The 13,538-nt window shown below is 48.1% G+C and carries 11 protein-coding genes; 5 read left to right on the top strand and 6 right to left on the bottom strand.

The window, feature by feature from the left end; all coding sequences use genetic code 11:
- Positions 1-188: 188 nt before the first annotated feature.
- Together VJ249_06535 and VJ249_06530 are read right to left on the bottom strand one after the other, a co-directional pair.
- Positions 189-695, bottom strand: coding sequence for a hypothetical protein (locus VJ249_06535; GenBank protein HKZ94217.1), 507 nt, complete (start codon positions 693-695; stop codon positions 189-191).
- A 93-nt stretch (positions 696-788) separates the two neighbouring features.
- Positions 789-1,862 carry a site-2 protease family protein gene (locus VJ249_06530; protein ID HKZ94216.1) on the bottom strand — a complete coding sequence of 358 codons (1,074 nt, stop codon included), beginning with the start codon at positions 1,860-1,862 and terminating at the stop codon, positions 789-791.
- 162 nt (positions 1,863-2,024) lie between these two features.
- Between VJ249_06530 and VJ249_06525 the strand changes: the two genes are divergently transcribed.
- Positions 2,025-2,375 (top strand): YbjQ family protein, encoded by a 351-nt coding sequence (locus tag VJ249_06525; protein HKZ94215.1) that lies wholly within the window; start codon positions 2,025-2,027, stop codon positions 2,373-2,375.
- A 13-nt stretch (positions 2,376-2,388) separates the two neighbouring features.
- Here the strand turns inward: VJ249_06525 and VJ249_06520 are convergent, their stop codons facing one another.
- Both VJ249_06520 and VJ249_06515 read right to left on the bottom strand, forming a co-directional pair.
- Positions 2,389-3,456, bottom strand: coding sequence for a histone deacetylase (locus VJ249_06520; protein HKZ94214.1), 1,068 nt, complete (start codon positions 3,454-3,456; stop codon positions 2,389-2,391).
- Positions 3,457-3,608: 152 nt separating this feature from the next.
- Positions 3,609-4,268 (bottom strand): CdvA-like protein, encoded by a 660-nt coding sequence (locus VJ249_06515; GenBank protein ID HKZ94213.1) that lies wholly within the window; start codon positions 4,266-4,268, stop codon positions 3,609-3,611.
- A gap of 306 nt (positions 4,269-4,574) precedes the next feature.
- Between VJ249_06515 and VJ249_06510 the strand changes: the two genes are divergently transcribed.
- The 3 genes from VJ249_06510 (at position 4,575) to VJ249_06500 (ending at position 9,487) form a co-directional block, all read left to right on the top strand.
- Positions 4,575-4,922, top strand: coding sequence for a PadR family transcriptional regulator (locus tag VJ249_06510; GenBank protein HKZ94212.1), 348 nt, complete (start codon positions 4,575-4,577; stop codon positions 4,920-4,922).
- Positions 4,923-5,022: 100 nt separating this feature from the next.
- Positions 5,023-8,067, top strand: a complete 3,045-nt coding sequence (gene ileS, locus VJ249_06505; protein ID HKZ94211.1) for an isoleucine--tRNA ligase — start codon at positions 5,023-5,025, stop codon at positions 8,065-8,067.
- A gap of 1,117 nt (positions 8,068-9,184) precedes the next feature.
- Positions 9,185-9,487 carry a C-GCAxxG-C-C family protein gene (locus VJ249_06500; protein HKZ94210.1) on the top strand — a complete coding sequence of 101 codons (303 nt, stop codon included), beginning with the start codon at positions 9,185-9,187 and terminating at the stop codon, positions 9,485-9,487.
- Between the two features lie 135 nt (positions 9,488-9,622).
- Here VJ249_06500 and VJ249_06495 read toward each other — a convergent pair whose 3' ends face one another.
- Positions 9,623-10,339: a 16S rRNA methyltransferase gene (locus VJ249_06495; GenBank protein ID HKZ94209.1), complete on the bottom strand. Its 717-nt coding sequence runs from the start codon at positions 10,337-10,339 to the stop codon at positions 9,623-9,625.
- A 43-nt stretch (positions 10,340-10,382) separates the two neighbouring features.
- Positions 10,383-12,200, bottom strand: coding sequence for a glycoside hydrolase family 13 protein (locus VJ249_06490; protein HKZ94208.1), 1,818 nt, complete (start codon positions 12,198-12,200; stop codon positions 10,383-10,385).
- A 157-nt stretch (positions 12,201-12,357) separates the two neighbouring features.
- Between VJ249_06490 and VJ249_06485 the strand changes: the two genes are divergently transcribed.
- Positions 12,358-13,272 carry a protease complex subunit PrcB family protein gene (locus VJ249_06485; protein ID HKZ94207.1) on the top strand — a complete coding sequence of 305 codons (915 nt, stop codon included), beginning with the start codon at positions 12,358-12,360 and terminating at the stop codon, positions 13,270-13,272.
- Positions 13,273-13,538 lie beyond the last annotated feature (266 nt).

Here is a 13,538-nt window from a genome sequence, read left to right as displayed (position 1 = left end):
TTCCTTTTCTTTTTTCCTTTTTCTGAACCTTATTATGTTTTTAGACTTGAGAAAGTCAAAAAGCCCCAAGAATCAAAGGTCACGCCTGACAATATTGAATGTCGGTTTTATTCACATTATGAGTCCACTAAACTAGGGCAAGCGCAACCTAGAACACAGGCTTCAAGCTGAGACTACGCTTTCAGCTATTAGTTAATGTAGCCAGCGCTTGATTTGTCAAAATCCTTGACTAGCTCAATCTGTAGGTCCCTTGGAATTGGGACGTTCTGTGAGAAGTAGGTGACTTTTGGGAAGTAGAATGCTAGTCCTCTCTCCGCCATGACGGTGGCAGGATTGTCCTTTCCCAAGGCAAGGCTGCACACTCTGTGAACCAAATCGCGAACCTCTTCTTCACTCACATAGCCAAGTGCGTGCAAGTATTCATGCAGCAAAAGGTGGAAGCAGTAAGCGTTCAGTATCTTCTTGTCTGTTGTTCTCAGAGCAACCTCAAAAGGCGCTTTATTCATAACTATGATATTCGAACCGATTGGGTGAAAAGCCCCGACGAAAGCGCCGCGTCTCATCCCCAAGTTCGCCATCCCGAGCATAAGCCCTGCTCTGTGCTGCCCAAGAAACCTCTTAACCGACTGCTTGACCAACTCAAAAATGTCCGCTAAGTTTTCGCAAGCATCCAGTTCAGCACTGAAAATGTCCAAGAAAAACTCGCTCTCCCTTTAAACTTGAGAAACAGTAACAAAGCATAGACTATGTCTTAAACATTGCTAACAGTCTGGTATATACGCTCCATTTCAGAAAAACAATGGAGCTACAGGCGCAACGCTCAACACAAACACAACTATCAACGCGATCGAAGCAAATTTTCTTGTTCTTGAAACCGTTGAAACCGCATCTAAAGCATCGGGGTGCCTTACACGCGACAACAAATAAGCAATCAACGCCATTGGCCATGCGATGAACAGCAAGGAGACAATCGCGATAACTGACACTGCAGCGCGAGCGGTATCCCCCAACAGAACCTGCGCAACATGACCACCGTCTAACTGCCCAATAGGCATGAGGTTCAGCATCGTCACAATCATGCCTATGTATCCGGCAAAAGCCACAGGATGAAGCTCAATCAAAACATAACCTGTTGAAACCGGCTCAAACTTCAGCAAGTAATTGGCGAGAAAATCGAGCAGAATCGGCGGTTGAATTATCCCAACCGGTAGCTCTTGAACCACTCTGATATTTGACATTGGTATCCCTATGATCGAAACTGCAACCGCCAACAGAAATCCGATCATCGGACCGCTGAACCCCAAATCAAATAACGCATCACGATTAGGTGCTAACGATTTCTGCTGGATAACAGCGCCGAACGTGCCAAACGGCGGAAAACCCGGAATGAAATATGGGTAAGTCGCCTCCACTCCATGTTTATTGGCTGTAAGTTTGTGACCCATTTCATGCGCCCCAAGTATAGACATCAAGGCTGTCGAGAATAATACAGCGCCCACCAACGGGTCGGTTGCCTCTCCAGACAAAAGGTAACCAGTAAACATGGTCGTTCCAATAGTGGCCAAGAGCAAGACAATGTTAATCAATGGGTTACTCGTCTTAACCGGCGGCTTCGAAACCACCTGCAGAACAATCCGGCTTTCTCTCTTCCTTAAGACCGGTAAGAGCTGTTTAGAGTTCATTTTCTTGAACAGGCGAGCGAACGCTTGCTTGACATCAGGCTTCTGGGTCACATAAAAGGTCGGCGTATTATATTCAATAAAGCCCTCTTCAACCGTAAATTCGGCAGCCACCATTTGGTGAATTTGCTCGTATGGCAAACTCAGCTCTGGTGGCGGAGGCGACACTGCTTCCGGTTTCATGTCGATTTGAACCCTTTTTGGAGAAAAACTGAAACTCGGAGTATTAGAACATTTTGTTTTGGCTGAATAGTTACTATGAAGCGTTCATAGTGGTTTTTGTACATATTCATAAGAAAGCTTAAACCCAACCATCCAAAAGGCTAGTAACTGGAGGTATTCTGGTTGACTCAATCATCGATTCTTGTCGTCACCACCCCAACTGTTTCAGGCTACGAGATTGTGAAAGTGCTAGGCGTAGTGAGCGGCATAACGGTTCGAACTAGAGGCGTAGGGGGCAAAATAGTCGCAGGAATTGAAGGCATCTTCGGCGGCGAAGTCACAACATACACGTATGAATGTGAAAAAGCAAGGAAAGAATCGCTGCAAAGACTCCTCGAAAACGCTCAGAAAATGGGCGCAAACGCCATTGTTGGAGCCGACTTCGAAACAAGCGACATACTACAAGGCACAGCAACAACCTTCTCAGCATATGGCACAGCCGTGGTCATCAAGCCCGTAGAGAAAACAGAGTAGCAATCGCCTTTCTTCAGCGAAAGCACTTCCAATAATCCTTGAGCAGCTTCTTCAGCGTACCGACAGTTTCCTCAACCTTCGGGCGCACAAAGCTTGGCTCAACAGGTAATGCATACGGATCTTTCACATCGATTTTCTCTAACCCCGCAACCCCGGCTACAAGTGCATACCAACAATAAGGCAGCACTTCCGGATTATATCCACTACCGGGCATGAGCACGATTCTGCCTTTACACACTTTTTCCGCGGTCTTGACAAGCGTTTGTGAAATGCCCAGAAAGCCCTGCACTGTTAAAGCAAGACTGCCAAGCATGTCTGCAAAATGCGGGTCACTTCCGCCGTTGCCCACAATCAGCTCAGGCTTGAACTCCTCAGCCAACGGTGGCACAATCTCTCTTAAAGCATACAAATAAGTCTCATCACTTGTCCCAGGTGGCAACGGCACATTGACATTGTAACCTGTTCCGGCTCCACGCCCAAGCTGCTGAATGAAACCCGTGCCCGGATAAATCGTCCTCGGATCCTGATGCAACGAGACAAACAGCACATTGGGATCCTCGTAGTAAATGTCGCTTGTTCCGTTGCCAGCGTGCACATCGTGGTCGATGATCATTGTTCGTTTCAACCCATGTTTCTGTCGCAAGTACTCAACCATGGCTGCTATATCGTTGAAGAGGCAGAAGCCACCTCCATAGTTGCGACCTGCATGATGATAGCCACAGCCGATTGCAACCGCACGTTCAGCTTTGCCTTCGAATATGGATCTTCCAGCCTCAATGGCGCCGCCCACTATCAACATAACAGCCTCAAGAATCTGAGGAGAAACAGGCGTCTCCATATCGTAGGGGCGACTTGCAGCACCCAGCCGAAAGATCAAGTCAACATAGTCTGGGTCGTGAACTCTCAAGATATCTTCCTTTGTCGCCGGCAGTGGACGCAGCATAAATACATTGGAAAACTTGAACAAGCTTTGTGATTCGAAAAACTTCATGGCGTTGACAAATCGGTCGCCTCTGAACGGATGCCCCTCACCCAAGTCGTATTCAGCGTATTTCTCGTCGTAGACAATACCGACCTTCACACGCGTCCATTCTCCGGTCAGACAGAAACGTCTCACAGAGTATTCACTATTTCAGCATTGCGATTTGCAGCAAGAGGAAATCTCGCTTTCCGCAGAGATGAAAGAAAAACTAGGGTGAAGGACGGTTGATTCTGTCCTTCCTTCTTTCTTTTCTACTTGGGCGTTTCTTCGCTTTGAGGACGAAAGGGTTCTTCGCTCGAAGTGGTCGGTTCATTGGTTGTGGCTTGAGTGTCTGCAGGAGTCTCCGCGGTCGTCTGCATCTGCTCAACTTGGGCTTCGCTTAGTTTTGCAGTTACCTCAACAGGAACTTCGACCTGTAGGGCCTGCGCTGTTTCACTTGTCTTCTCAACTGGAACCTCGGCAGTTGTCGCCTCAGCTGCTTCCGCTGGCGGGGTTGCTGGCAATGGTGGCATCTCAGTGTCTTTTGGAACGAGTTGAATTATCACTTCCTTTATCCAGTTCAGCTCCTGTTTGGTCGCCTCGAGCCCCAGATCAAGAGCGGTGCCCTCTTTTGCGTGAATCTCGTCATCGATTTCGCCAGCCGCATGAGCCATCTCAGTGCTTGCCAAAAACATCTCAAGCGCCATTCGCTGCTCCTCCAACTCATTGAGCTTGCCAGTCATCTTCTCGGACAATGCCTTCCTCTGAACTTCGATTTGCTCGATGTCATCGGTCAACTCTTTGTTAAGGCATTCATAAGCAAACTGAGAGATTCGCCCAGAGCTGTGCAAGTTCTCCAAAGCCTGCTTTTTCCGCGTGTTCACTTCGAGTTCTGTGTTGATCTTCTCGAAAGAGTCTTTCCACGTTAACAAACTACTACACCTAAGTCGAAAAACATGGAAACAACAATTAATCTTTATTAACATGCAGATATATCGCTGGCAGCGAAAAACAAGCCCATTTCTGAGTTTTCTTCAAAAAATACGTTTAAATCTAAGGTAAACATAAACAAAATATCGCCTTAAACGTGTATCTTTCCACAAACCTCGTTGACGATTCCGTCTATTCCTAATAGATCTCTATTCTGTTTATAGGGAAAAATACATACCCTGCGCCAAAGATATATTTATTTCATGAAAAGTTTATATGTGATTAGACGTAACTATACACGATGTTTCTTGGAAACTTCAGAATTCCTTAAGAAAATGCGTAAACGAGTAATCAGAAATTTTCTAGATGTTCTAGTCTTAGCTGAGTTGCGCAAGAGCGCAATGAGCGGCTACGACGTTATGGCCTTTATTCTCAACAAATATCGTTTTCTGGTTAGCTCAGGCACAATCTACTCCATACTTTTTTCTTTGGAACGGAACGGTCTGATCTCAGGCATTTCGATTGAGCGTAAGAGAGTATACAAGCTGACTGAAAAAGGCGAAGAAGCCATCCGGGCAATCACGAATACCAACGACAAAATATGGTATCTTATATTAAGCCTACTAAAGGTGGAAAAGCAACTGCGAAGTCAGTAGCAGCATTCACAGAGACAATGAGACGATTGCGGAGCTAGGGTTCAAAAGAGTTATATTTGGGCTGCGTTATGTCTGGTTGGTGGCGGGTGTTTGATGATGAATGAAGGTGGCCGCCAAATTCAAGGCTGATACTTCTAAGCGTTGGCTCACCCTGGACTATCGCCCGCTCGACGTGGAACAGCAAGTTCGTGAATTCTGGCAGACACATAAGGTACGCGAGAAGCTTGAACAGCTTAGGTCGACACGCAACAATGGCGTCCTAGGTTATGTCGAAGGTCCACCCACGCTTAACGGTCTACCTCATGTTGGACACGCTCGCGGTCGCGTGATGAAAGACCTGCGCTATCGTTGGAAGAGCATGCAGGGCTTTTATGTTCCATTTTGGGCAGGCTGGGACTGCCAAGGCTTACCAGTCGAATTGGAAGTTGAGCGTGAACTTGGCGTCAAGAACAAGAAGGACTTGGTTGAAAAAGTGGGCGAAGAGCGCTTCGTGGCTGAGTGCAAGAAAACCGTTATGAAGTATCACAAGGAGTGGTTTGAAGCCGACGCAAAGCTCGGCGTTTTTATGAACCATGACAAGGCTTACTGGACCTACCGGGACGAGTATATAGAGCGGGAGTGGCAGTATCTTAAGCGTGCTTGGGAGCAGGGCTTGCTTGGCGAAGGCTACTACATAGTGGCTTATTGTCCACATTGCCAGACTTCGTTAAGCAACGCTGAAGTGGGCCTAGGCTATGAAGAAGTAGAGGATCCCTCGCTCTATTTCAAATTGAAGGTGAAAAACGCCCAGAACGAGTACTTCCTCGTTTGGACAACTATGCCTTTCACTCTTGTAACCGACCTCATGTTGGCTGTTCATCCAGAAGCCGAATACGCCAAGGTCAAAGTGGGCGAAGAAACATGGATAATGGTGAAGCAGCGAGTCGAACTGTTGATGGAAGAGCTCAAGGTAACTGGTTGGAAGGTCGCCGAGGTAGTTTCTGGCAAGGCTCTTGAGGGCGTCAAGTACGAGTATCCGTTTCTTGAGGCGGTCCTTAAGCAACGAGAGCTCGATCAGCATCGTTTAGTTCATACAGTGGTGACTGAGGATTTTGTTGATGTAACCGCGGCTACGGGCGTTGTTCATCTGGCTCCGGGAAATGGAGAGGACGACTTCTGGGTTGCGAAGAGGCGTAATGTGCCTGTTTACGCGCCTTTTGATGATGAAGCTAAGTTTACGGCAGATGCTGGTGAGTTTGCGGGTTTGTTTGCTCGTGACTCTGACTCTGTTGTTGTGGATTTGCTTCGTAAGAAAGGCCTGTTGGTCTCGGTGAAGACGGTTTCGCATGAGTATCCGCTTTGCTGGCGTTCCCATCATAAACTTGTGTGGTTGGCGCGTAGGGAGTACTTCCTTTGGACTGATAAGATGAACAGTCGCGTTGTGGAAGCGGCGGAGAAGGTGCGTTACTTTTTTGAAAGTCCTAAGAATCGTTTTCTCTCGTTTCTGAGGGAGGGTAAGCCGTGGTGTGTTTCGCGTGAACGCGTGTGGGGTGCTCCTCTGCCCGTTTGGGTCTGCCAAAACTGTGGAAATAAGGAGTTGGTTGCCAGTAAGAAGGAGCTGATGGATAGGGCGGATTCTGAGCCTCCTGCTGATTTCGAGTTGCACAAGCCATGGGTAGACCGTTTGGTTTTGAAGTGTGGCAAATGTGGGGGCTTGATGAAGCGTGAGCCTTTTGTGCTGGACACGTGGCACAACAGCGGCGCCTGTCCTTATGCACGCTTTTCAGACAAAGAATTCGAAAAGTACGTGCCCACAGATTTCCTAGTGGAGGCTGTTGACCAAACACGCGGTTGGGCAAACACCCTACTGCTTGAACATGTCTTGCTGACTGAAAAGTCTGAAGCGCCTTACAGAAATTACCTTTTCTACGGGTTCGTGTTAGATGCAAAGGGCAGAAAAATGAGTAAAAGCCTAGGCAACGTCTTAGATGTAAACACGCTGCTCCAACATTATTCCTCCGACCTTTGCCGATTTTACACGCTCTGGAAGTGTTCGCCAGTTGACTCCATGAACTTCGACGTGAAAGAACTAACTAAACGCCCCTTCCAAGTGTTGGGCACGCTATATCATTTGCATCGTTTCTTTATGCAAAACGCCGAGTACGATCATTTTGATCCTAGGCTGCACACGTTGAAGTGGGCTGAGGAGAACGGTGTTCTTAGACCGGTGGACCGCTGGCTCCTGTCCAAACTTCAGCAGGCTGTGAGCGAATGCACCGTTAAGCTGGAGACCTGTGAGTTCAACTTTGCTGCAGAAGCGTTAGAAACGCTTGTTGTTGACACTGTCAGTCGTGAGTATGTACCTATGGTGCGCCGCGATTTGTGGAGTGATGACCCCGAGACGCTGAACAGGCGCTTGACTGTTTATGCGACGTTGTGGCAGACGCTTAGGACTCTGGTGCTGCTTTTCAATCCGTTCACGCCGTTTGTATGTGAGTTTCTGTATCAGAATGTTTGCCGTACTTTGGATAACACTTTGCCCGAGTCTGTGAACTTGGAGAGTTGGCCAGTTCCTGATGAGGTGCTTCGGAATGTTGAGCTTGAGCAGGATTTTGCCATGTTGCAGCGAGTTGTGGCGTTGAGTTATTCGGCTCGGCAGGCAGCTCAGTTGAAGCGTAGGTGGCCGTTGCAGAAGGTTGTGGTTGTTGTGCCGAAAGATGGGCAGAGAGTGTTTCGTGGTCTTGAGGATTTGTTTGTTGAGCTTGCTAACGTGAAGAGTGTAGGTTACCTTGACGAGTTGAATCCTCCGCACACTGAGGCTGAGGAGAAGCGTTGGAAGGTTGCTTCGGAGGGCGATGTTCACGTTTTGTTGGACACTGTGCGTGATAGTAGGCTTTTGGGTGAAGGGGTGATGCGTGATTTGGCTCGGCGGGTGCAGGCGCTGCGCAAGGAGTTGGGTTTTGCGCCTACAGATGTTCTTGGAGCTGTTTTTCTGGCTGAATTGGATGAGGAAACTTCGGGGTTGTTGGAGCCGTTTTTGGGTGAGATGGCAGGTTTGGTTCGGGCTGGGCAGGTGCGTCTTGTTAGGGATAGAAGCGAAGTGAAGGTTGAGTGGCGCGAGTTTTCATTTGATGATAGAAGAGTGTATGTGGCTGTGGCGCAGTAGGGCAGTAAGGCTGTTTTGCTGATTGGCAACCTACTGTGCCTGAGGGCTACCTAGCCCACTTTTTTTGGTGTAGTGAGAACGGCGGAGAAGGCCGGTCTGCTGTTGGGAGAGAGAAGGAAGCAGTTGCGCCCTCCGCGCGTTCTGTACCTGCGATTGACCTTTTATATGATGTGGATTTTGGACCGTGTCCACTGTGCTGTTGCTTTCGCCATCATTTCTTCTCTTTCCAGGTCTGCAACTGCCGTGGCCTTAAGTTCTGCTTTTTCCAAGCTTGCCATGTTATTTTCACCACCGAGCGAGCTTACGCTTTTGAGGGTATAAAAGGCGACGCACGTGCCGAGAGCATTTCTGGTGGTTACATCTAGCCATCACAAGTTGTGACTGTGGGTGCGTATCGTTGCCTAAACAAGGCGGGAGGGATTGATGGCGGCTTGGGCTGGAGATAGTCGCGTCATCAGCGCACGCCGCCGACTTTAGGTAGATGCTTTTTCCTTATGAAAAGCCGGTGCGAACGCGAATGAAGGAAAGGGGAATGCTTTAATATTATGATATTAATAAGATTTAATCTGCGCGCGTGCCCGAGTCATTCTCTCCAATGTCTGGAGCGTTAGGATCTTCTCCTCCTTCCCACTCCAGAACTCCTCTGAGTTTTGGGTTCGCTCCAGACCGCGCGCGCTTTATGCTTAGTGTTTTGTTTAGAGCAATTTTTGAAGGCTTTTCGCTCTTTGAAGAGGCTGAGCTTGCCCATAGACTCTTTTCCATTATGCTGCATGTCTGCTATCGTTGACTCTCCTCGGCGCCCATCATTCAGTTCGACGCCTTACTCGTTTCGTTTGCTCTAAAGTGTAGCTCTAAATGCCTCTGTCATCATACGCAGTGTTGGGGGTTGATGAGGCAAACTAGTTGTCTGGATGTTTCCTCCTTTCTCTCTCATGCCGATCGAAACCCCCAATCTTGCTTTAATTAGAAGCTGTGTGTGTTCTGGAAGCTATTACTCGAAACGCGTTTGTTGATGGCGAGATGATGTTTGGCTAGTCATGATTCCGCAACACTTCAGATTTGGTTTATATGGTAAAGCAGGTTTATGATTGCTGACAGGAAAAAAGGGGACTTGCGAATGAGCATGAAGCAGATTGCTGCAAATGCGGCGTCCAAGTTTCGAGGCGGCTACAACTGTGCTGAGAGCGTTCTACTAGCAATGGCTGAACATGAAAGCGTAAACAGTTCACTTATTCCCAAGATTGCCACACCCTTCGGCGGAGGCATTGCCAGAAGCGCCTCAATCTGTGGATGTGTCACGGGATCGCTTATGGCTATAGGCATGAAACATGGACGCATACAAGCCTCAGAAGACAGACTTGAAGCATATGCTATTGCCACGAGTTTCATGACCGAGTTTGAAAAAAATTCGGAAGTCTAGTCTGTTACGACCTCATTGGCTGCGATTTTCGGACACCTGAAGGACACAAGCGTTTTGAAGAGCTGAAGGAGAGTAGATGCGCGAATTTCGTTCAAGGCGCCATAGAAATCATGCTTGAAATCGAGAAGCGTCAACTCAAACGGTAGGTGCTCCAGCTTTGTTAAGCCGTTTGACAGGAAGCGACATGGCACGTTCAAATTCGTAGACGATTCTGGACACCACGGTCCATGTTTCCAGCATTTCAGGGTCAATGCATATCATTTCGTCTGCTAGCTTCAGACTCGCCTTAGAGAAGTGCCCTTTCGGAAACCCTCCCACCAACACAGTTGGCTTGCCTAGCCCAGCCAAGTTTGAAACGGCTGTCTCGAGAGTTTGAGGCTTGCCGATTCTGCTTAGAGCCAGAACGAAGGATGGTCTGATCTGTCCTAAAAGGTGTGTCAAAGTTTGTTGTCTTATGGCGAGTAAAGGCTCTTGAGTTTCTGGCGGAACTTGCCCAAACTCGAACAACTGCTCTATTAGACTGACGAATCGACTGTAGTTTCGCGGCAATCTGGCTTGCGGGTTGACCCATATCACATAATCGTTGAGCGTGTGCACGTAGATAGACAGCAGTTTTTCCTTGTTGAGCGGAGAACCCAGACCCTCGAGCAGAGAGAAGTGCACAATGTCAGGTCGTCCACTCCTCTCGCTCAGTTCCAATCTCTTCATTGCTGCGTGATGATATGAGCGATCTAGAAGCATAAGTTTCGGATGCTTTCGATGCAGTCTTGAATGCTTCCTAACAGATGGATGATTCCAGAGACTCTCCGGTATAGTTTCCAGCGCCGACTCGGCTATGATCAGCGTCAGCAACTCTTGATCCCCTCTCTTCGACACAGATGATTTTGTTGGGAGATTATGTCACTTGGCTTTTTCTTGGACGCAAGACTATGTATGTTGTTGCTGCAACGAGTACCGCAACTGCAACAATGACCACCAGGAAGAAGTATGGAAACGCCATGGCGGGCATTTCAGGTAGCGCGACAGCTCCTCCCACTAAGATGCTTGCCCACAAACTGCTGAGTTGCACCGTGATTTTTCCGTCTTGAACCTTGTATTTTTGAGAGTTGAGCACATCTGTTAGGTTGGCGCCGTCCGATAAGAAGCTCGAAAGGTCCACGGTGACTGTCTGTGGGGTGACGCCGTTGTTGTAGATTAGCACTGCGATGGGGTTTGTGGAGTTATCCTCTCTTACGAGCGTGTAGATGTGGTTTGCGTTGTCGGTCAACAAGGTATGCAGTGTGCCTGTTCGCAGGACAGAGTAGCCTTTCCTTATCGATATGAGTCTCTTGTAGTGCTCCAGCATGTTGAGGTCAGGCTCTAGTCCTAGGTCTTGCCACAGGTAAGGGCGTCTGCAGTCTGGATCGGTTAGCCCCTGCATGCCCACCTCATCACCGTAATAGACGACTGGTGCGCCTGGATAAGTCATTTGAAAGATCACTGCCAGCTTCATTCGGTTCTTTTCTCCGCCTAAACGTGTAAGGGCTCGTTCGGTGTCGTGTGAATCCAGAAGGTTGAACGCTGCGTAAAATGCCTCAGATGGATAATCATCTATAATCGATGTTAGCTTGAAGTCAAAGCCGTTGACATTTCCGCCTAAAGCCCACTCTAAGACTGCGTCTCTAAACCTGTAGTTCATTACAGAATCCCATTCATCGCCTTGTAGCCAAGGTGTGGCGTCTCCAAAGAATTCCCCAACGATGTAGCCGTCATGATTGAGCTGCTTGTAAGCCGTTCTAAATCCTTTCCAAAACGAGTGGTTAATGTCTTGGCCCGTGTCGAGGCGCCAGCCGTCAACGCCCAATGCGTGCCAAAACTTGATAACAGAGTCATTCGGGTCACCGTAAACATAGGTTTTGAAGTCGGCGACCTCGGTTACTTCGGGTAGGTTCAGAAACCCGTGCCATGCTTGGTAGCTGTTTGGCCAATTGTAAAAGTTGAACCATGTGTACCACTGTGAGCTTTGATTTTCGTATGCGCCTTGGCTTTGAAAGTCGTTGTCTCTGTCGAACCATTGGTGTTTTGCGCTGACATGGTTGAAAACTCCATCTAGAATCACTTTTATCTCATGTTTGTTCAGTTCGTTTGTCATGTTTCTGAACACTTCCAGACTTTTCTCTGGGTCCACAACAAGTGTTCCGTCTTGTAGGCGCGAGTGGGTGCCGAAATAACGGTTCACAGATTTATAGTCGATGATTGTGTACCCATGGTTATCTGTGGAATCCATGGTCGGATTCAAATAGATGGCTGTTACTCCCAGATCGGCTAGGTATTGAGCCTTGTCTTGGACGCCTTTGAGGTCGCCTCCAAACCAGTCTCTGCCTCTTGCAGGTTCTTCAGGAATCTCATTCCAAGGCATCTTCAGAGCGCTGATAGATTCCTCTCGACTCCAAGCTCTCCAAAGGAGATCACCGTCCACGGGGTTGTTTGATGGGTCGCCATCGCGGAATCTGTCTGGAAAGATCTGGTAGAATACCGCGTCCTTGACCCAGATAGGGGATTTAAAGACGCTGTCGCTCGATTGGGCTGAGAAGGGATCAGATGAACGTGCGTGTTGGCTGCTAAGAGCCCTTAGCTGTGAGGGGTCAGCCGTTGATCGTTGTTGGGTAATCGTGGAAAAGGAGCTGAACATTAATGATACAGTCATGGTTAGAATGAGAATCCTATTCATCATTTTTGTTCATCAGCTCTTTGTACGAATTCGTTTTTTAGCTTGACGGAAACATAACGGTTGCTCAACGACTTTTTCAGTCGGATACACGCCTACTATTGTTGTACAGTGTAGGGAAAAGCCTATCTGGACATTTGTGATTCATAATATTGGAAAGAGCATGAAAAGTGAGATGAGGTTCTCAAGGAAAGTAGTGGTTGGGCTCTTAGCGGGCGCCGCCTTGGTTTCGCTTGTTGGCGCAACAGCATACGTGTGGTTTTTCCGCATCAGGACACCGGTTGTTTACGGCGAGTCGCTAGAGTTCTGGTATTCAGATGAAACGCTGAACGGTGCATGGCTGAGAATCGGAGTGAACCAGACGACATCGCGTCCAGCTGTAGATTTGACTAAAGGAGTCTTCGACGTAGAAGTACTAGTTAACAACACCAGCCTAAGATCGGCAGGAGTCAAAGTCGAGATCAAGGCCGTCGACATCGCCACGGAAGGAACAACGAACTTCATTGGTTTCAACGTCACTGGCGTGGGCTTCAGTTGGGGTGCTATAAATTGGGAGCAGGAGCTTCAAGCTGACAGCCTGAACAACTGGGAGATACGATATGTTTTGAGCAGCGAAGCACCGTTAGGATATACCGGTTTCAGCATCGACTGGACCGTAAGCCGCTTTGAGACAGTTGTGCAAGAAAAATTGGAGTTCGCAACTATTGACCGAGGCTCGCATTCTGGGCAAATCAACCCTGCCTACTTTGTTATTCAAGACACTGAAACTTGGATCGAAGTCTGGAACCAACATGCGCAGTTTATGCTGGATCCACCGCCTCCGCCTTCAATAGACTTTTCAAAGCACACGGTTATCGCAGCATTCATGGGAGAAGTCAACACAGGTGGGTATGCAGTCAATGTTTATGACCTGATCGATACGGGCTCATCAATAGTTGCCAAGATAGAGAAAACACGGCCTGGTCCCACCTGTATCGTGACGCAAGCGCTTACTCAACCGTATCACATCGTTCAAATAGCTAAGACTGACAAGCCAATCTTCTTTGATGTCGTCACGAAAACTATAGAATGTCCTTGAGGAACTCGGATTAAATTAGGCTCTGGAAAGGCGATTTCTTAGCAGGTTTTCCAGTTGTTATCATGGAATGTAGGGATTCTTACTTTCGTTAGGCTCTCTGCGTAACCCTAAGTGTTTTGCTTGACTACTCTTAAAAGGGAAAAGAGCTTTCAAGGCGTGTTGGTTACCTGCCAAACGCTTCCTCTCTCCAAGGGGCTTGAGGTGGGAGAAAGATGAAGAGGGTAACTTTCGATGACTCTCTCACCTATGACAATCTTGGCCAAACG

The sequence above is a fragment of the Candidatus Bathyarchaeia archaeon genome (assembly GCA_035283685.1).
GTDB lineage: Archaea > Thermoproteota > Bathyarchaeia > Bathyarchaeales > Bathyarchaeaceae > DATETJ01.
This window is presented reverse-complemented; position numbering and strand designations above follow the sequence as displayed.